This is a genomic window from Duganella sp. SG902 (assembly GCF_013376005.1).
GTDB lineage: Bacteria > Pseudomonadota > Gammaproteobacteria > Burkholderiales > Burkholderiaceae_D > Rugamonas.
In genome coordinates, this window is the sequence record NZ_JABMJK010000001.1 from 614,559 (window position 1) to 633,227 (window position 18,669).

Here is an 18,669-nt window from a genome sequence, read left to right on the forward strand (position 1 = left end):
CACGGTCAAACAACATGCGATTTTTGGTCTCAGTTTAGCTATCTTCACTAAACACCAGAATATGGGCTAGACGCGGCATCCGGCGCCTTCGGGCGCGCTAAAGCCGTCGTGTTTAGTAAATTGCGCTAAACTCAAAGGCCAACTCCATATCGCGGTTGACCGTCAGTAGACGCTAATGCAAGACTTCATTCACACGAGGAGACATAACAAAAATGGGCACGAACGTAACGATCAGGGATATCGCCCGAGTCGCTGGCGTATCGGCGGGGACGATTTCACGCGCTTTGAAGAATGAACCCGGGCTGACCGAAGCCACGCGCCAGATGGTACTGGAGACCGCGCGTGAGCTGGGCTACGACTTTTGCAAGCTGCGGCCGAAGCGCCTGCGGCGCCTGACCTTCCTGCTGCATCGCCAACACAACACGGCGTCCAGCAGCCCGTTTTACTCGCCGGTGCTGCACGGTGCGGAGGAAGCCTGCCGCAAGCAAGGCATCGTGCTGTCCTTCATGGCGGTGGGTCCGGCCGATGGCCTGATCGACCAGATACGCATGCACGCGCCGGACGGCATTGTGTGCGCGGGATTCTTTGAGCCGGAAACATTGAGCGCCCTGCGCTCGACCGGCAAGCAACTGGTGCTGATCGATATGAAGCTGCGCGGTTACAGCTCGGTCAACCCGGACAATATGATGGGCGGCTACCTGGCGACCAAACATTTGATCGACACCGGCCGCACGCGCGTCGGCTTCATTTCCGGTCCGCTGGCGCACTACAGCATCCGCGAGCGCGCGCGCGGCTACCGCCAGGCGCTGTTCGAGGAAGGCATCCTGGCCGATCCGCGCCTGGAAGCCGGCCTGCCGGACGGGGTGGACCTGGAAACCGGCGCGTGGGAAGCGATGGAGCAGCTGCTGGACCTGCCGCATCCGCCGGACGCGGTGTTCTGCTACAACGACAGCGCCGCGCTGGTCGCCATGCGCTGCTGTCTGGCGCGGGGACTGAAAGTCCCGCACGATATCGCCATCGTCGGTTTCGACGATATTTCGAGCGCCGTGCTGGGGCATCGTCCCCTGACCACGCTGCGCATCGATAAAAAAGCTTTGGGCGCGCTGGGCGTGGAATTACTGCTCAACGGCCCGCATGAAGTACCGGTGGAGAAGACCTCGCCGGTGGAGTTAATTGTCCGCGCCAGCACTGTGATTGAAGGCTGGCGCCCCAAGAACCTGGTAACTTTCAAACGGACCTGAAGATGGCCCCTGATTTCCGATCCCGCACCACGCTGCTGAACCACATTCGCCACACCAAGCATTTTTACGATGTCCGCTGCACCGATCCTAGCGGCGGCTTGTATCACTTCTACAAGGACGACGGCACTGTCTACGATGCGCACACGCGCCATCTGGTCAGCAGCACCCGCTTCGTCTTTAACTATGCGATGGCGTGGCGGCAGTTTGGCGACACCGAGGATCGGCAACGGCTGCGCCACGCGCTGGCCTTCCTGCGCGACGCCCACCGCAATCCCGCCACCGGCGGCTATGCGTGGCAGCTGGAATGGAAAAACGGCGAAGGCCGCGTCACCGACGGCACCAACCACTGCTACGGCCTGGCCTTCGTGCTGCTGGCCTACAGCCACGCGCTGATGGCCGGCGAAACCCAGGCCGCGCCATGGATCGACGAGACCTTCGCGCTGATGGAGCAGCGCTTCTGGGACGCCAAGTATGGCCTGTACGCCGACGAAGCCAGCGCCGACTGGTCGCATCTCGACGGCTATCGCGGCCAGAACGCCAATATGCACGCCTGCGAGGCGCTGATCGCCGCGTTTGAAGCGACCAACAATCGCGCCTACCTGCTGCGCGCCGAAACGCTGGCGCACAACATCGCCGTGCGCCAGGCCGCGCTGGCCGACAACATGGTATGGGAACACTATCACGCCGACTGGACGGTCGATACGGAATACAACCGTCACGACAAGAGCAACATCTTCCGCCCATGGGGCTACCAGCCGGGCCACCTGACCGAATGGGCCAAGCTGCTGCTGCTGCTGGAACGCCACGGCGCGCACCTCGCCAACAACCCGAACTGGCTGCTGCCGCGCGCGGTGGAGCTGTTCGACGCGGCGCTGGCCAAGGCGTGGGACCATGAACACGGCGGCATCTACTACGGCTTCGCGCCGGACGGCAGCATCTGCGACGATCTCAAATACTTCTGGGTGCAGGCCGAAAGCCTGGCCACCGCCGCGCTGCTGGCGGATCGCACCGGCGAGGCGCGCTACTGGACCTGGTACGACAAGATCTGGGCCTACAGCTGGGAACATTTCGTCGATCATCAACACGGCGCGTGGTATCGTATCCTCGGCACCGACAACAGCAAGCTGACCGACGAGAAAAGCCCGGCCGGCAAGGTGGATTACCACACCATGGGCGCCTGCTACGAAGTGCTCAATGTGCTGAAAAAGGACTGAGATGAGCTTTCCCCTGTTTGTGGCGGCCGGCGAGGCCCTCACCGATATGATCGTGCAGGACCCGGCGCGCCAGCACTGGTTCAGCCAGGTCGGCGGTTCGACCTGGAACGTGGCGCGCACCATGGCGCGGCTGGACGTGCCGACCGCGTTCGCCGGCGCCATCAGCAGCGACGTGTTTGGCGACGCGCTGTGGCAGGCCAGCGAGGCGGCCAAACTGGACCTGCGCTTCCTGCAGCGCTATACCCATTCTCCTTTGCTGGCGATCGTGCATCGCACCGATCCGCCAGCCTATTTCTTCGTCGGTGACGACAGCGCCGACTTGCAGTTCGACGCGAGCCTGCTGCCGAAAGGCTGGCGCGCGCACTGCAAGTGGGTGCATTTCGGCGGCATCAGCCTGGCGCGCCAGCCGCTGGCGGGCAAGCTGGTGGCGCTGGCCGAGCAGCTCAAGCGCGACGGCATCCGCATCAGCTACGATCCGAACTACCGCCTGCTGATGGATGCCAGCTACGACGCCACCTTGCGCCGCATGACGGAGCTGGCGGACGTGGTGAAAGTCTCGGAGGAAGACCTGGAAGGCCTGTTCCGCACCAAGGATATCGACGGCGCCTTCGCCACCCTGCGCAGCTGGAATCCGGCCGCGACCTACCTCTACACCAAGGGCGGCGACGGCGCCTCGCTGCACGTGGGCGCCGAGTCTTGGTCGCTGCCGGCGCCACAAATCACCGTGGTGGACACGGTGGGCGCGGGCGACGCCAGCATCGCGGCGCTGGCCTGGAGCATGATGTATCGCGCCGACGCCACGCCTTTGCAGCACCTGCAGTTCTCGGTCGCGGCGGGCGCCGCCGCCTGCCTGGGCGCCGGCGCATCGCCACCGTCGCTGGCGGATATCCAGAACCTTACCAACTTGTAATGGGGTTCGTCACAGGGTTGTAACACAGGACCAATACGATGGCGGGCTTTACCAGCTCACCATCGTCAGGTTCTCATGTCTTCGAAAACTCCTTTCGCTCCATCCCGTCTGCAACTGGCGCTTGCCGCCGCCGGCCTGTGCGCCCTTCATTTCTCCGCCATGGCGGAGGATGCGGGCGGTGCGCTGTCCACGGTTGAGGTGAAGGCCACCGTCGAGAAGAAAAAACTGGGCGATAGCGTCAGCAGCGGTGCCCTGGGCCGCAAGTCGGAACTGGATACGCCGTTCTCCACCAAGGCCGTCTCCAGCGAAGAAATCGAAGACCGCCTGGCCACCAGCATCTCCGAGGTGTTGAAGTACGACGCCTCGGTCACGGCCATCTCGCCGCCGATCTCCACCCACCCGGCCACCATCCAGATGCGCGGCCTGCGCATCGACGATTTGAATGGCTACAAGGTGAACGGCCTGGCCAACATCAACCGCGGCACCGAGATGCCGCTGGAGATGTTTGAAAGCGTGGAAGCCCTGAAAGGCCTGACCGGCTATATGTACGGCTTCGGTTCGCCGGGGGGCATCGTCAACTACGTCAGCAAGCGCCCCACCACCAGCCAAAGCTTCAGCGCGGCGATGGGTTATCAGGAAGGCGGTGCGATCAAGGAGCATATCGATACCGGCGGCCGCCTGGGCGATGAAGGCGGGTTTGGCTACCGTTTGAACCTGCTGCATGAAGACGGCGACCTGAAACAGGAAAGCGGTTCGATCAAGCGCAACGCCGCCGGCCTGAATCTGGAATGGCGACTCACCAACGATCTGGCGCTGACTTACGATGCGATCTACCAGCGCCGCCGCAGCGTGGGCGGTACCGACATCGTCATCGCGCCGGCCTACAGGATTCCGACGCCGATCGACGGCGACAGCAAATTGAATAGCGTCGGCGCCGGCAGCGACGTGGAATACACGCTGGCCACCACCGGCATCGAATACCGCATCGCGCCGCAGTGGGTGGCCAACGCCTCTTACCGCACCTCGGACTCGACCCGTGTGTACAAGAAGGACCAGTACTACATCACCAGCAACGCCGGCGATTACAAGGACCGCGTGACATCGGAACTGCACGGCTACCACTTCGATCAGGTGCAAGCAACCGTCAACGGCAGCTTCGACAGCAATGAGGTGGTGCTTGGTGTGATGTCCCAGAATCTGGTGTCGACGTCTTCGGTGGTGACACCCAAGGTCTATCTCGGCACCGGCAACCTGTATGCGCCGACCATCATCAATATCTGGGGTACCAACTACAGCGGTGGTACTTATCGCGACGAGACCACGCGCCAGGATGCTGTCTTTGCCAGCGACACGCTCAAGCTGGGCGACCGCTGGTCCGTTGTGGGCGGCCTGCGCTACACCCAGTTCGTCGACAACGCCTACTCGACCAAGGGCGCGCTGACCGCGCGCTACACGACCAACAAAACCACGCCAACCGTGGCGCTGATGTACAAGCCAGCCGCCGACACCACGCTGTACGCCAGCTACGTGGAGGCGCTGGAACAGGCGGCCAACGCGCCGACTTCCACCGTCAACGCCAACCAGACCTTCGCGCCGATCAAGAGCAAGCAGTCGGAAGTCGGCGTGAAGACGGAACGCAGCTGGTGGAACGCCACCGCCTCGCTGTTCCGCATCGAACGCGGCGCCCAATACACCAATGCCGCCAATGTGTACGTGCTGGATGGCGAGACCAAGTATCAAGGCATGGAGTTCAACACGGTGGTGCAGGCGTCGAAGAATGTGTCGATCGAAGGGGGCATCATGCTGCTGGACGCCACGCTGGAAGATGCGGCGCCGGGCTACAGCGGCAAGCGTGCTGTCGGCGCGCCACGCCGCCAGGCTTCGGTGCAGGCCACCTGGCGCGAAGTGCTGCCAGGCCTGGCGCTGCACGTGGGCAGCCAGTATCTGGGCGAACTGCCGATGGATGCGGCCAACGCCAACACCTTGCCGGCCTACACGCTGTTCGACGCGGGCTTCAACTACCGCCACCGCTACTTTGGCAAGATGATCAGCGTGCGCGCCAACGTCTCCAACATCGCCAACCGCAAATACTGGACCTACTATCAGGAGAACTACCTGAACATCGGCGCGCCGCGCACGGCCAGCCTGAACGTCCGAGTGGACTTCTAATACATGAGCGCTTTCGCACTTGCCCTGCTGCTGTCGACCAAAACGCCCTACGCGCCGCGGCAGGACAGCGCCAGCTACGAGGCGCCGCCGCCCGGCTACACGGCGGTCTACACCCAGATGCTGGCCCGCCATGGCTCGCGCGGCCTCACCAGCCCCAAGACCGCCGAACGGTTGCACGCGCTATGGCAACAGGCCGCCGACGCGGACGCCTTGACGCCGCTCGGCCGCGAACTGGGACCGGACATCAAGCGGATGATGCAGGCGAACGAGCGGCTTGGCTACGGCAACGAGACGCGCCAAGGACTGGAGGAGCACACGCAACTGGCACAGCGCATGTACGCACGCCTGCCAGGGGTGTTCAGCGACGCGACGGACGGCAGGACGGCACAGGCGCGCCGTATCGTGGTGGTCAGCTCGGGCAAGGATCGGGCGGCGGACAGCGCGACGTTCGTCATCCGCGCGCTGAGCCAACAGCGGCCTGGCCTTGCGCCATTGTTCGATTCCAGCGTGGACCGCTCCACGCTGTATTTCCACAAGCTGAACGCCGACGCCAGCCTGGCCTACCAGCGCTGGGCCGGCGGCGACGAGCTGCAAGCCCGCGAAGCCGCGATTCACGCGCAGCCGCCATTGCGCTCCGCCGCGCAAGCGACGCTGGCGCGCCTGTTCTCGCCGGCGTTCGTCGCGGCCCTCGACGCGGACCAGCGCACAGACGCGGCGCTGGCCCTGTACGCGCTGTACGCGGCGGCGGCCGACATGCGCTACGAACTCGATGCCGACTTCACCAAATACATCCCGGCGGACGAAGCGTACCGCTACGCCGAGGCAGAGGACGCCGTGGCCTTCTACGAAAAAGGCCCCGGCATCGCGGAGAACGGCGACGTCACCTGGCGCATGGCCGGCGTGCTGATGGACGACTTTTTCAACGAGGCGGACGCCATCGACCGCGGAGACCTGTCGCACGCCGCCAAGCTGCGCTTCGCCCACGCCGAAATCGTCATCCCCATGGCCAGCGCCCTGGGCATCCCGGGCATGTCGGAACAGCTGCCGCGCGCCGCGACCTACAGTTACCAGAACAGTCCATGGCGCGGCGCGCACACCGCGCCGATGGCGGCCAATATACAGTGGGATCTGTACCGTAACAGTGCCGGACGTGTACTGGTACGGATGCTGTACAACGAACGCGAAACCGACTTCAAGGCCGCCTGCGAAAGCGCCAGAATCAGCCCATCCAGCCACTTCTACGACTACCGCCGATTGAAACATTGTTATAAATAAAACCAAGATTATCAAATCCACTATACCAAAAGGCGTTTCTGGCCGAATAGCAACAATTAATACAAATCTACGCTCGCGAATCGCCAGTTGCCGGTGCTAAACTCAGCAGGTCACCAGACAAAAAGAGAGGACACCATGAACCAGATGTCACGACGCCAGTTCCTTCGGGTGACCGGCGCGACCATCGCGGGTTCGAGCATCGCGCTCCTCGGCTTTGCACCGGCGACGGCCCTGGCCGAAGTCCGGCAATACAAGCTGGCGCGCAGCACCGAAACCCGCAACACCTGCCCCTACTGCTCCGTTGGATGCGGCCTTCTGATGTACGGCTTGGGCGACGGCGCCAAGAACGCCTCGGCCAGCATCATCCACATCGAGGGCGACGCCGATCACCCGGTCAACCGCGGCACCCTGTGTCCGAAAGGCGCCAGCCTGATCGACTTCATCCACTCCCCGAACCGCCTGCTCGCGCCGCAGTACCGCGCGCCCGGCGCGACCGAATGGACGCCCATGTCGTGGGATGAAGCGCTCAACCGCATCGCCAAATTGATGAAGGCGGACCGTGACGCCAACTTCGTCGAGAAAACCGAGGACGGCAAAACCGTCAACCGCTGGACCACCACCGGCATGCTGTGCGCGTCCGCCAGCACCAATGAAGTAGGCTACTTAACCCATAAAACGATGCGTGCCACCGGCATGCTCCCATTCGACAATCAAGCACGCGTATGACACGGTCCAACGGTGGCAGGTCTTGCCTCGACATTTGGACGTGGTGCGATGACGAATCACTGGGTCGACATCAAGAATGCGGATGTCATCCTGGTCATGGGCGGCAACGCGGCGGAAGCACACCCTTGCGGGTTTAAATGGGTCACGGAGGCCAAGGCGCATCGCGGCGCCAAGCTGATCGTGGTCGATCCGCGCTATACCCGAACCGCTTCGGTGGCGGACTATTACGTCCCTACCCGTACCGGTGCGGACATCGTTTTCCTGGGCGGTATCATCAACTACCTGCTCACCAACGACAAAATCCAGCACGACTACGTCCGTAATTACACGGACATGCCGTTCATCGTCCGAGAGGATTTCGCCTTTAACGACGGCCTGTATTCGGGCTGGGACAACGAGAAGAACAAGTACACGGACAAGAGCAGCTGGAACTACGAGATCGGCGAAGACGGCTTTGCCAAGATCGATCCAACGCTGGAGCATCCGCGTTGCGTGTACCAGCTGATGAAGAAGCACTACGCGCGCTACACGCCGGAGATGGTGGAGAAAGCCTGCGGCGTGCCGCCGGAGAAATTCCATCACGTGGCGGAGCTGCTGGCGTCGACCGCCGTGCCGGGACGTGCCGCGACCATCCTGTACGCATTGGGCTGGACCCAGCACTCGACCGGCGCGGAAACGCTGCGCACCGGCGCCATGGTGCAGCTGCTGCTCGGGAACATGGGCATCGCCGGCGGCGGCATGAACGCGCTGCGCGGCCACTCCAACATCCAGGGCCTGACCGACCTTGGCCTGCTGACCAATATGCTGCCGGGTTATCTCTCGCTGCCGGGAGAGGCGGAACAGGAGTGGGATGCGTACGTGGCCAAGCGCGCGCTCAAGCCTCTGCGCCCCAACCAGTTGAGCTACTACAGCAACGCCAAGAAGTTCCTGGTCTCCTTCATGAAGGCCTGGTGGGGCGACGCCGCGACCGAGGAAAACAACTACGCCTTCGACTACCTGCCCAAGCTCGATAAGCCTTACGACATGATGCAGGCGTTCGAGCTGATGATCCAGGGGAAAATGACCGGCTACATCTGCCAGGGCTTCAACATCCTGGCGTCGGCGCCGGACAAGCAGAAGACCACCGAAGCGTTGTCCAGGTTGAAGTGGCTGGTAATCATGGACCCGCTGCAAACCGAAACCGCCGAGTTCTGGAAACCGCACGGCGACTTCCATAAGGTCGATCCAGCGCAAATCCAGACCGAGGTATTCAGCCTGCCGACCACCTGCTTCGCGGAAGAACGCGGCTCGCTGGTCAGTTCCTCGCGCGTGCTGCAATGGCACTGGCAAGGTGCTGAAGGACCGGGCCAGACCAAGAGCGATCTGGAAATCATGTCGGGTATCTTCCTGCGCATGAAGAAGGCGTACCAGACCGAGGGTGGGAAATTCCCTGATCCGATTCTGAACCTGACCTGGAACTACGCCAATCCGGCATCCCCCACGCCGGAAGAACTGGCGATGGAGTACAACGGCAAGGCCCTGAAGGAGATCACCGATCCGAAAGACCCGACCAAGGTAATCCTGAAGAAAAACGAACAGCTGGCAGGCTTCGCGCAACTGAAGGACGACGGCAGCACCGCTTGCGGTTGCTGGATCTTTGCCGGTTGCTGGACCGCTGCCGGCAATCAGATGGGCCGCCGCGACAACAGCGACCCGACCGGCATCGGCCAGACGCTGAACTGGGCATGGGCATGGCCGGCCAACCGCCGCGTGCTGTACAACCGCGCTTCCTGCGACCCGAAAGGCAAGCCATGGGACCCGACCCGCAAGCTGATTGCGTGGAACGGCACCAACTGGGGCGGCGCCGACGTACCGGACTTCAAAGTGGATGAACCGCCCGAAAACGGCATGGGTCCATTCATCATGCTGGCCGAAGGCGTGGCACGCTTCTTCTCGCGCGACGCGATGGCGGAGGGCCCGTTCCCCGAGCACTACGAGCCATTCGAATCGCCGATCGGGCATAACCCGCTGCATCCGAACAATCCGAAAGCCTTCAACAACCCGGCCGGCCGCATGTTCCCCAACGACCGCAAGAAGTTGGGCAAGAAGGAGCAGTTCCCGCATGCGGCGACCAGCTATCGTCTCACGGAGCACTTCCACTTCTGGACCAAGCATGCGCGCCTGAACTCCATTATCCAGCCGGAGCAGTTCGTCGAAATCGGCGAAGCGCTGGCCAAGGAGGTCGGTGTGGTGCATGGCGACCGCGTGAAGGTGACGTCGGGACGCGGCTACATCATCGCGAAAGCGGTGGTGACCAAGCGTATCAAGCAGTTGACCATCGATGGCAAACCGATGCACCACGTCGGCCTGCCGATCAACTTTGGCTTCAAGGGGCTCACTAAACCGGGCTACTTGGTTAACACGCTGACGCCTGTCGTGGGCGACGGCAATTCACAGACACCGGAATCGAAGTCGTTCCTGGTGAAAGTGGAAAAAGCTTAACGGCCGGAGGAGATAAACATGGCATTACAATCACTTGATATCAAGCGCATGTCGGCGACGACGGTGCAAACGCCGGTGGCCCGCACACCGGTGACCGGCACTGTCGCCAAGCTGATCGACGTTTCCAAGTGCATCGGGTGCAAGGCTTGTCAGACCGCCTGCATGGAATGGAACGACCTGCGCGACGAGGTGGGTGAAACCACCGGCGTCTACGACAATCCTTTGGACCTGACGCCGCAATCGTGGACCGTCATGCGCTTCTCGGAATACGAGAATCCGAAGGGCGATCTGGAATGGCTGATCCGCAAGGACGGCTGCATGCACTGCGAGGATCCGGGCTGTCTGAAGGCCTGCCCTTCGCCGGGCGCCATTGTGCAGTACACCAATGGCATTGTGGATTTCCATCAGGAGAACTGCATCGGCTGCGGCTACTGCGTGGCAGGCTGCCCGTTCGATGTGCCGCGCATTTCCAAGCAGGACAGCCGCGCCTACAAATGCACCTTGTGCTCGGACCGCGTGGCCGTCGGCCAGGAACCCGCGTGCGTGAAGACCTGCCCTACCGGCGCCATCATGTTCGGCACCAAGGAGGATATGAAGGAGCATGCGGAGGAGCGCATCACGGACCTGAAATCGCGCGGCTTTGCGCAGGCGGGCTTGTACGACCCGGCCGGCGTCGGCGGCACGCACGTCATGTACGTGCTGCACCACGCGGACCAGCCGACGCTGTACCACGGGCTGCGCGAGAATCCGAGCATCAGCGCCACCGTCGGTTTGTGGAAGGGCCTGACCAAGCCCTTGGCGCTGGCCGGCATGGCGATCACCGCGCTGGCGGGATGGTTCCACTACTCGCGCGTGGGTCCGAACGAGGTGTCGAAAGACGAGGAAGCCGAGGCGGTGGCGGAAGCTAAACGTATCAGGGAGGAAGCACCATGAGCTCACCTAACCGTGATAAAGACGGCAATCCGCTGATCCAGCGCTACACCAAGAATGAGCGCAGCAATCACTGGGTCACTGCCATCTGCTTCGTTCTGCTGGCCGTCTCCGGGCTGGCCATGTTCCACCCGGCGACGTCATGGATGGCGGTGTTCCTCGGTGGCGGCCAATGGACGCGCATCCTGCATCCGTTCATCGGGCTGGTGATGTTTGTGTCGTTCGCGATGCTGGTGCTGCGCTTCTGGCATCACAACCGCATGGACGCGGCGGACAAGCAGTGGCTGCGGCAGATGGACGATGTGCTCAACAACCGCGAGGACAAGCTCCCGAAGATCGGCATGTACAACGCCGGCCAGAAGATCCTGTTCTTCGTGCTGATCGCGTCGATGTGCGGACTGCTGTTGTCCGGCATTGTGATCTGGCGCGCGTATTTCGCCTTCTACTTCCCGATCGAGATCGTGCGGCTGGCGGCTCTGCTGCACGCGTTCAGCGCTTTTGTGCTGATTTGCTCGATCATCGTGCATATTTACGCGGCGTTCTGGGTCAAGGGTTCGATCGGCGCCATGGTACGCGGCACAGTGACCTACGGGTGGGCGCGCAAGCACCATCCCCGCTGGTTTGAGGAGGTGGTTCGCAAGAGTCGCGACTAGGTTTAGAATGCTCCCTGCGCCGGGACATCCTGGGCCTGTTTCAGGGAGATTTTTTTGGTACAACGCTTGCTAGAACCCGGTGAGATCGAGGCGCTCGATCACACCGCCATCCCTCGCCTGCTGCTGCCGGAAGCGCGCAGTCTGTTCACTGCGCGCGCGGCGCGCCTGCGGCAGTTGGCAAATAATCAAATCAAGGGCATACCGGTCGGCGAAACGCTGGCCGGCTATCTCAACCTGATGGCGGCGCTGGTGGATGCGCAGGCGGCGGCGATCCGCTCGCTGCCCGCCGACACATTCGCCATGCCGGATACCGCCACCATTCAGCTGGCCATCGATCACCACATGCCGCCGCTGCCCGTCAGCGGCCAGCGCCCGGCCACCTGGCGCCGTGTGTTCGACGCCATCCTCGATCAACTGGACACGCTGGCCGGGAGCCAGCCGCAATTGGCCGCGGTGCTGGTGGAATTGCGCGCACTCGATACGGCGCAGCTGGAAGGCTGCGCGGACGCAATCCTGGCCGAGCTGACGGAAGGCGTGCATCCGCTGCACGCGCCGTTCGTGGCAGCGGCCTTGCAAGTGATGTGGACCATGCGCGCCAGCCAGCTGGATGCGCCGCGTGTGCAGCCGCTGGTGACCAATACCTTGTGCCCGGTGTGCGGCGCGCATCCGGTGGCGAGTGTGATCCGGATAGGCGGGCAGTCGCAGGGCTACCGCTATCTGCAATGCAGCTGCTGCGCCAGCGAGTGGCACATGGTGCGGGTAAAGTGCTCGTGCTGCGAAGGCACGGCGAAAGTGGCTTACCAGAGCATCGATCAGGAGGCCGCGGAGCCGGTCAACAAGGCCAACGATCCAAGCAAGGTGGCGCGCGCCGAGACCTGCGACGACTGCCATACTTACCGCAAGATCTTCAACCAGGAGCACGATTTCTACGTCGACCCGCTGGCCGATGATCTGGCCAGCCTGGCGCTCGACTTGTTGGTCGGCGAAGCCGGCTACTCCCGCGCCAGCGGCAATCCACTGTTGTGGTTCAACGCGGAATGAGCACACCAGCGGACAAAGGCGCCGTCGCCACGCAAGCCGCAGGCGGCGCGATTCGCCTCCCGGCCGTCCATCTGATCCTGTCGGACGCGGGCTGTGAATCCCTGATCGCCGAATATGGCCGCGTGCAGACGCTGGAAGCCGCCCGCGCGCTGCTGGCCGAGCTGCGCGCCATGCTGTTGGCCGCCCGCGACGGTGGCGCCGCAGCAGCGCTGGCAGCCGCTCCGGACACCACCATTCCCTCGCTGATCGCCATGCTGGGCGCCCGGCTGCGCGACCAAAACACCTCGCCGCTGCGTCCTGTCTTCAACCTGACCGGCACCGTCCTGCACACCAATCTTGGCCGCGCCCTGCTGCCCGACAGCGCGGTGCAAGCCGTGGTCGACGCGATGCGCTGGCCAATGAATCTCGAATGGGACATCGACACCGGCAAGCGCGGAGACCGCGACAACCTGATCGAAGAGCTGCTGCTGGAACTGACCGGCGCCGAAGCCGCCACCATCGTCAACAACAACGCCGCCGCCGTGCTGCTGATGCTGAACACCGTCGCCCTGAACAAAGAGGTGATCGTCTCGCGCGGCGAACTGGTGGAAATCGGCGGCGCCTTCCGCATCCCGGACGTGATGACGCGCGCCGGCGCCATCCTGCGTGAAGTCGGCGCCACCAACCGCACGCATTTGAAGGATTACGACGAAGCCGCCGGCCCGCAAACCGCGCTGATGATGAAGGTCCACACCAGCAACTACGCCATCACCGGCTTCACCAAAAGCGTAGAGCTGGACGAGCTATCCCCGCTGGCGAAGAAGCACAACATTCCGTTGGCGGTGGACCTGGGCAGCGGCACGCTGGTCGATCTTGAACAATACGGCCTGCCGCATGAAACCACCGTGCGCGAAACCATCGAGGGTGGCGCCGATCTGGTCACCTTCAGCGGCGACAAGCTGCTGGGCGGCCCGCAATGCGGCATCATCGTCGGCCGTAAAGACCTGATCGCGCAGATCAAGAAGAACCCACTCAAGCGCGCGCTGCGCGTCGGCAAACTGACGCTGGCCGCGCTGGAGCCGGTGCTCGCGCTGTACCGCGCGCCGGACCTGCTGCCGGAGCGCCTGACCACCCTCAAGCTGCTGACCCGCCCTGCCGCCGAGATGCGCGCGCAAGCGCAAACCCTCCTGCCGCTGCTGCAAGCGGCGTTGGGCGCCAACTACACGGTCACCGACGAAGCGATGACGAGCCAGATCGGCAGCGGCGCGCTGCCTGTCGACCAGTTGCCAAGCCACGGACTGGTGGTCCGGCCCGCCGCGACAGGCCGCATCAGCAATGCGCTGGGCGTGCTGGAACAACGCCTGCGCGCCCTGCCGCTACCGGTGATCGGCCGCGTGGCGCAAGACGCCCTGTGGCTGGACCTGCGCTGCCTGCAGGCGCACCAACAGCAGCGCTTCATCGAACAATTGGCCCTGCTCACAGCATGATCGTCGGCACAGCGGGACACATCGACCACGGCAAGACCACGCTCACGCGCGCCCTCACCGGCGTTGACACCGATCGCCTGAAGGAAGAGAAGGCGCGCGGCATCTCGATCGAACTTGGCTACGCCTACACGCCGCTGGGGGACGACATCCTCGGCGTGATCGACGTGCCGGGCCACGAGAAATTCATCCGCACCATGGCTGCCGGCGTCACCGGCATCGACGCCGCGCTGCTGGTGATCGCGGCTGACGACGGCATCATGCCGCAAACGCTGGAGCACCTCGCCATCCTGCGTCTGCTGGGGGTGAAACGTGGCGCGGTAGCCATGACCAAGATAGACCGCGTGGACGCGAGCCGGCTGGAGCAGCTGGAACAGGAAATCCACGCCCTGCTCGCGCCGACCGATTTCGCGGGCGCGCAGATCTTCCGCACCAACGCCACGCTGGCGGACGACATCGGCGTTCAGGCGCTGCTGCGCCATCTGGCCGGGATGGCGGCCACGCTGCCGTCCAACGATGAACACCGCCTGTTCCGGCTGGGCGTGGACCGCGTGTTCACGCTGTCCGGGCAAGGCACCATCGTCACCGGTACCGCGCTGGCCGGCAGCGTGCGCGTCGGAGACACGCTGCAACTGGCGCCCGACGGGCAGCCGGTGCGCGTGCGCAGCATCCACGCACAGAACCGCGCCGCCGACGTGGGCCGCGCGGGCCAGCGGCTGGCGCTGAATTTGAGCGGCGCGGCCAAGGAGGATATCGCTCGCGGATCGTGGGTGGTCGCGCCGGCGCTGGCCGAATGCTCGCAACGCGTGGACGTGGAGCTGACGTTGACGCCAGACTGCGGCCTCACGCTCAAACCTTGGTCGCCGGTGCACGTGCACCTGGGCGCGGCGCATCACACGGCCAACGTGGTGATGCTCGACGATGAGATACTGGCGCCGGGCCACACCGGCCGCGTGCAACTGGTGCTGGACGCGCCGGTGCACGCCGTGCCGGGCGACCGCTTCGTGATCCGCAACGCACAGGCGACGGCCACCATCGGCGGCGGCGTGGTGCTCGATCCCTTCGCTCCGGCGCGCAAACGCCGCAGCGCCACCCGCATGGCGTGGCTCGATGCGCTGGCCGATTTCATCGGCCACGGTGGCAACAGGGGCAACGGCCATGGCGACATCAGCACCTTGCTGGCACGCGCGCCACTGGGATTGCGTGCATCGGCGCTGGTACGGTTGACGCAACTGCCGGCCGCGCAAATCAGCGCGCCGCCAGGCACGCTGGAGGTCCCGCTGCAAGGCGGCGACACGCTGCTGATCGCGCACGCCGAAGCGCAAGCGCTGCAGGCACGCATTGTCGCCGCCTTGGCCGAATTCCACGAGCGCGCGCCGGACGAAGCGGGACCGGAGCTGTGGCGCCTGAAGCGCATCGTATCGCCGGATATTGAAGACCGCCTCTGGAGCCGGCTGGTGGAAACGCTGCTGGCCGATGGCGCGATCCGGCAGCGCGGACGCAGCCTGCATCTGCCTGAGCACAGTGTGGAACTCAGCGCCGAGGAACAAGCGCAGGCCGCGCCGCTGCTGGCGTCCCTGCTGGCGGGCGGCTTCGACCCGCCATGGGTGCGTGACCTGATGCGCGAGCACGACATGCCGGAAGCGGAGGTGCGGCGCCTGCTGCTCAAGCTCTCCAAAACGGGAGAGTTGAACCAGGTGGTGAAGGATTTGTTTTATCATCCGCAGCGGCTGGATGAACTGGCGCGCATCGTGGCGACGCTGCCCGAGGTGCAGGCCGCGTCGTTCCGCGACGCCACCGGCCTCGGACGCAAGCGCGCCATACAGATATTGGAGTTCTTCGACCGCGTCGGCTATACTCGGCGGGTCGGCAACATCCACCTGATACGACCGAATGCCGTGTGGTCGTACAGCGGCATTTAGCAACGGAAGGCATACTCATCCGGTGATGGGGCCGGGCTTCAAACCCGGTGGGGGGCGTCAGCCGCTCCCTCGTAAGTTCGACTCCTACTGCCTTCCGCCATTCACCATCGCCGCGACCATATCGACCGCCGCGTCGAAGTGCTCCGGCGTCTCCTCCAACAGTGACCACAGGCGATTGTGTTCCGCGCCCCGCACGATGTGCAACTGGCGCGATTCGGCACGCGTGGCGGCGGCCACCAGCCGTTCCGATATCTCCAGCGGGATCACCGCGTCATGCTCGGCGTGAATCACCAATAGCCGGCCCTCGAAGCGCGACAGGATGTCCCACGCATCGCTGTCGGCCCAACTGCGCTCGCGGCGGATGATGGCGGAGAACGCGGGGCCGAACGGCACCTCGTAGGCCGACGGCGTATACACACCGGGCACGATCAGCACCAGCGCATCGACACGATGCCGCTCGCTCAGGCGGATCGCGTTGTACGCGCCCATGCTCGACCCGATCACCACCAGCGGCTCCGGCAGCGCGCGCCCCGCCACCGCCGCCAGCACGGCCTGCGCCTGGCGCGTGCGGCTGGCCACCGACGATTCGGCTAACGTGCCGCCGGTGTCGCCGTGGCCGACGGCGTCGAAACACACGCTGCCCAGCCCGCGCCGCTGCAAGGCGCCGCGCAGCAGGTGGTGGCCGCGCCGCGTGCTGTTGCCGGCGCCGTGCAGATACAAAATCCGATTGCTGTCGCGTCCAACATAGTGATCGCCTTTCAGCTGCCTGCCCTCAAACGGGGCCTCGAAATCAATGATGGTAGTCATGACCGCAGCCTACCCAAGCGCTTCAGCTTTGTAAATCCAGGTAAGAGATATGTTACAGTGGTAAAATGCACTTTGGAAACTTAAATTACTTTTTAATAATAAACCTCCGAGACGAACGTAAACACCCCCAACACCCGCGATATACGGAGGCACTGTGAAATTATCTGAAATGAAGGTCGGCAAGCGGCTGGCCATAGGCTTTGGCGCCACCCTGCTGCTGTTGCTGGCGGTGGCCATCGCCAGTTGGCTCAGCATCCGCCAGACGGCGGCCGACACCGACGCCCTGCTGGCCAACCACCTCAAGACCGAGCGTCTGGTGAGTGCGTGGAAAGCCATCGTCGAGAGCAATGTCCAGCGCGCGCTGGGCGCCGTCCAGACCAGCGATCCGGCCACGCAAAAGATGTTTGAGGACGGCATCGCCGCCAACTCCAGGATCGCCGAGGCCAATCAGCGCCAGATCATCGAGCTGCTGGACGACGACCGGGCCAAAGCCCTGTTCGATGCCGCGCTGGTCCAGCGCAAGGTCTACCAGGATGCCCGCAAGCGCGCCCTGGCCGCCAAGGCGGACGGCGACCTCGACAAAACCAAGCAGATCGTTGAGCGGGAATTCATCCCGGCCGGCCAGGCGTACGTGCAGCACATGGGCGAGCTGGTGGCGCGCCAGCAGGCGGTCATCGATGAAATCGGCCTGGCCATCCACAACCGCAGCGTCGGCTCGGCGTGGATGATTACCGTGCTGAGCGCGTCCTCGGTCGCGGTGGCGCTGATACTGGGCTGGCTGATCAGCCGTTCGCTGCTCCTGCAGCTTGGTGGCGAGCCGGGCTACGCGGCCGGCATCACCGACCGCATCGCCGGCGGCGACCTGACCGTGCAGGTGAAACTGGCGGCGGGCGACCGTTCCAGCCTGCTGTACAGCATCGCCGCCATGCGCGACCGCCTGGCCGCCATCGTCAGCGAGGTGCGCAGCAGCACCGACGCGGTGGCGACCGCCGCCGATGAAATCGCCAGCGGCAACCTGGACCTGTCCTCGCGCACCGAGCAGCAGGCCGGCTCGCTGGAGGAGACCGCGTCCTCGATGGAGGAACTGACCGCGACCGTCAAGCAGAACACCGAGTTCGCCCGCCAGGCCAACCAACTGGCGGCCGGCGCCTCCGGCGTGGCCGAGCGCGGCGGCGAAGTGGTCGGCGGCGTGGTGACCACCATGGAAGCGATCAGCGCCTCCTCGCGCCAGATCGTCGACATCATCGGCGTCATCGACGGCATCGCCTTCCAGACCAATATCCTCGCGCTGAACGCGGCGGTGGAAGCGGCGCGCGCCGGCGAACAAGGGCGCGGCTTCGCCGTGGTGGCGCAGGAAGTGCGCACGCTGGCGCAACGCTCGGCCAGCGCCGCCAAGGACATCAAGCACCTGATCAACGAATCGGTGGAGAAGATCGCCAACGGCGGCATGCTGGTCGACGAGGCCGGCAAGACGATGGCGGAAGTGGTGGACAGCATCCGCAACGTCAGCGAAATCATGGCGCAGATCACCAGCGCCAGCAGCGAGCAGGAAGCCGGCATCGAGCAGATCAACCGCGCCATCATCGAAATGGACGGCGTGACGCAGCAGAACGCCGCGCTGGTGGAACAGGCCTCGGCGGCGGCCGAAGCCATGCAGGGCCAGGCGTCCAACCTGGCGGAGCTGGTGAGTGTGTTCAAGGTCGATGGCGCATCGCACTCCCCGGCCAGCGTGACGCCGATCGGCAAGCCGCGCGCGCTGGCGCCAGCGGCACACCTGCCCGCCCCTGCCAGACAGCGCACCGGCACCTAGGCCCGGTTGAAACTTGTACAATGGCGG

Annotated in this window: 13 protein-coding genes and 1 tRNA gene; 13 read left to right on the forward strand and 1 reads right to left on the reverse strand. The window is 64.1% G+C overall.

Annotation, left to right across the window (positions count from 1 at the left end):
• The first annotated feature begins 212 nt into the window (after positions 1-212).
• From FHW83_RS02720 to FHW83_RS02775, 12 genes are all read left to right on the forward strand, one after another.
• Entirely contained in the window at positions 213-1,241 is a 1,029-nt protein-coding gene (locus FHW83_RS02720) for a LacI family DNA-binding transcriptional regulator (protein WP_176644793.1), read from the forward strand.
• Between the two features lie 2 nt (positions 1,242-1,243).
• Entirely contained in the window at positions 1,244-2,455 is a 1,212-nt protein-coding gene (locus tag FHW83_RS02725) for an AGE family epimerase/isomerase (RefSeq protein ID WP_176644794.1), read from the forward strand.
• 1 nt (position 2,456) lies between these two features.
• Entirely contained in the window at positions 2,457-3,365 is a 909-nt protein-coding gene (locus FHW83_RS02730; RefSeq protein WP_176644795.1) for a carbohydrate kinase, read from the forward strand.
• Positions 3,366-3,440: 75 nt separating this feature from the next.
• Positions 3,441-5,534, forward strand: coding sequence for a TonB-dependent siderophore receptor (locus FHW83_RS02735; RefSeq protein ID WP_176644796.1), 2,094 nt, complete (start codon positions 3,441-3,443; stop codon positions 5,532-5,534).
• 3 nt (positions 5,535-5,537) lie between these two features.
• Positions 5,538-6,809, forward strand: coding sequence for a histidine-type phosphatase (locus FHW83_RS02740; protein ID WP_176644797.1), 1,272 nt, complete (start codon positions 5,538-5,540; stop codon positions 6,807-6,809).
• A 135-nt stretch (positions 6,810-6,944) separates the two neighbouring features.
• Positions 6,945-10,016: a formate dehydrogenase-N subunit alpha gene (gene fdnG, locus FHW83_RS02745; protein WP_176644798.1), complete on the forward strand. Its 3,072-nt coding sequence runs from the start codon at positions 6,945-6,947 to the stop codon at positions 10,014-10,016.
• 18 nt (positions 10,017-10,034) lie between these two features.
• Positions 10,035-10,949: a formate dehydrogenase subunit beta gene (gene fdxH / locus FHW83_RS02750; RefSeq protein ID WP_176644799.1), complete on the forward strand. Its 915-nt coding sequence runs from the start codon at positions 10,035-10,037 to the stop codon at positions 10,947-10,949.
• Positions 10,946-11,599, forward strand: a complete 654-nt coding sequence (locus tag FHW83_RS02755; RefSeq protein WP_176644800.1) for a formate dehydrogenase subunit gamma — start codon at positions 10,946-10,948, stop codon at positions 11,597-11,599. The genes fdxH and FHW83_RS02755 overlap by 4 nt, the downstream gene beginning before the upstream one ends.
• Positions 11,600-11,653: 54 nt before the next feature.
• Positions 11,654-12,640 (forward strand): formate dehydrogenase accessory protein FdhE, encoded by a 987-nt coding sequence (fdhE, locus tag FHW83_RS02760; RefSeq protein ID WP_176644801.1) that lies wholly within the window; start codon positions 11,654-11,656, stop codon positions 12,638-12,640.
• On the forward strand, positions 12,637-14,106 hold the full coding sequence (selA, locus tag FHW83_RS02765) for an L-seryl-tRNA(Sec) selenium transferase (RefSeq protein WP_176644802.1): 1,470 nt from the start codon (positions 12,637-12,639) through the stop codon (positions 14,104-14,106). The genes fdhE and selA overlap by 4 nt, the downstream gene beginning before the upstream one ends.
• Positions 14,103-16,025, forward strand: coding sequence for a selenocysteine-specific translation elongation factor (gene selB / locus FHW83_RS02770; RefSeq protein WP_176644803.1), 1,923 nt, complete (start codon positions 14,103-14,105; stop codon positions 16,023-16,025). Before selA ends, selB begins: the two co-directional genes overlap by 4 nt.
• 4 nt (positions 16,026-16,029) lie before the next feature.
• A tRNA-Sec gene (locus tag FHW83_RS02775) sits at positions 16,030-16,125 on the forward strand.
• Here the strand turns inward: FHW83_RS02775 and FHW83_RS02780 are convergent.
• Positions 16,110-16,832: an alpha/beta hydrolase gene (locus FHW83_RS02780; RefSeq protein WP_176644804.1), complete on the reverse strand. Its 723-nt coding sequence runs from the start codon at positions 16,830-16,832 to the stop codon at positions 16,110-16,112. The two genes, FHW83_RS02775 and FHW83_RS02780, sit on opposite strands and share 16 nt — an antisense overlap.
• 169 nt (positions 16,833-17,001) lie before the next feature.
• Here FHW83_RS02780 and FHW83_RS31135 point away from each other — a divergent pair, with 169 nt between their 5' ends.
• Positions 17,002-18,642, forward strand: coding sequence for a methyl-accepting chemotaxis protein (locus FHW83_RS31135; RefSeq protein WP_176644977.1), 1,641 nt, complete (start codon positions 17,002-17,004; stop codon positions 18,640-18,642).
• Positions 18,643-18,669 lie beyond the last annotated feature (27 nt).

Bases quoted from the DNA above. Each gene is read 5' to 3' on its own strand.
- selA (WP_176644802.1), top strand. From the start codon at position 12,637: ATGAGCACACCAGCGGACAAAGGCGCCGTCGCCACGCAAGCCGCAGGC.
- selB (WP_176644803.1), top strand. From the start codon at position 14,103: ATGATCGTCGGCACAGCGGGACACATCGACCACGGCAAGACCACGCTC.
- FHW83_RS02755 (WP_176644800.1), top strand. From the start codon at position 10,946: ATGAGCTCACCTAACCGTGATAAAGACGGCAATCCGCTGATCCAGCGC.
- FHW83_RS31135 (WP_176644977.1), top strand. From the start codon at position 17,002: ATGAAGGTCGGCAAGCGGCTGGCCATAGGCTTTGGCGCCACCCTGCTG.
- FHW83_RS02720 (WP_176644793.1), top strand. From the start codon at position 213: ATGGGCACGAACGTAACGATCAGGGATATCGCCCGAGTCGCTGGCGTA.
- FHW83_RS02725 (WP_176644794.1), top strand. From the start codon at position 1,244: ATGGCCCCTGATTTCCGATCCCGCACCACGCTGCTGAACCACATTCGC.
- FHW83_RS02730 (WP_176644795.1), top strand. From the start codon at position 2,457: ATGAGCTTTCCCCTGTTTGTGGCGGCCGGCGAGGCCCTCACCGATATG.
- FHW83_RS02740 (WP_176644797.1), top strand. From the start codon at position 5,538: ATGAGCGCTTTCGCACTTGCCCTGCTGCTGTCGACCAAAACGCCCTAC.
- fdxH (WP_176644799.1), top strand. From the start codon at position 10,035: ATGGCATTACAATCACTTGATATCAAGCGCATGTCGGCGACGACGGTG.
- FHW83_RS02735 (WP_176644796.1), top strand. From the start codon at position 3,441: ATGTCTTCGAAAACTCCTTTCGCTCCATCCCGTCTGCAACTGGCGCTT.
- FHW83_RS02780 (WP_176644804.1), bottom strand. From the start codon at position 16,832: ATGACTACCATCATTGATTTCGAGGCCCCGTTTGAGGGCAGGCAGCTG.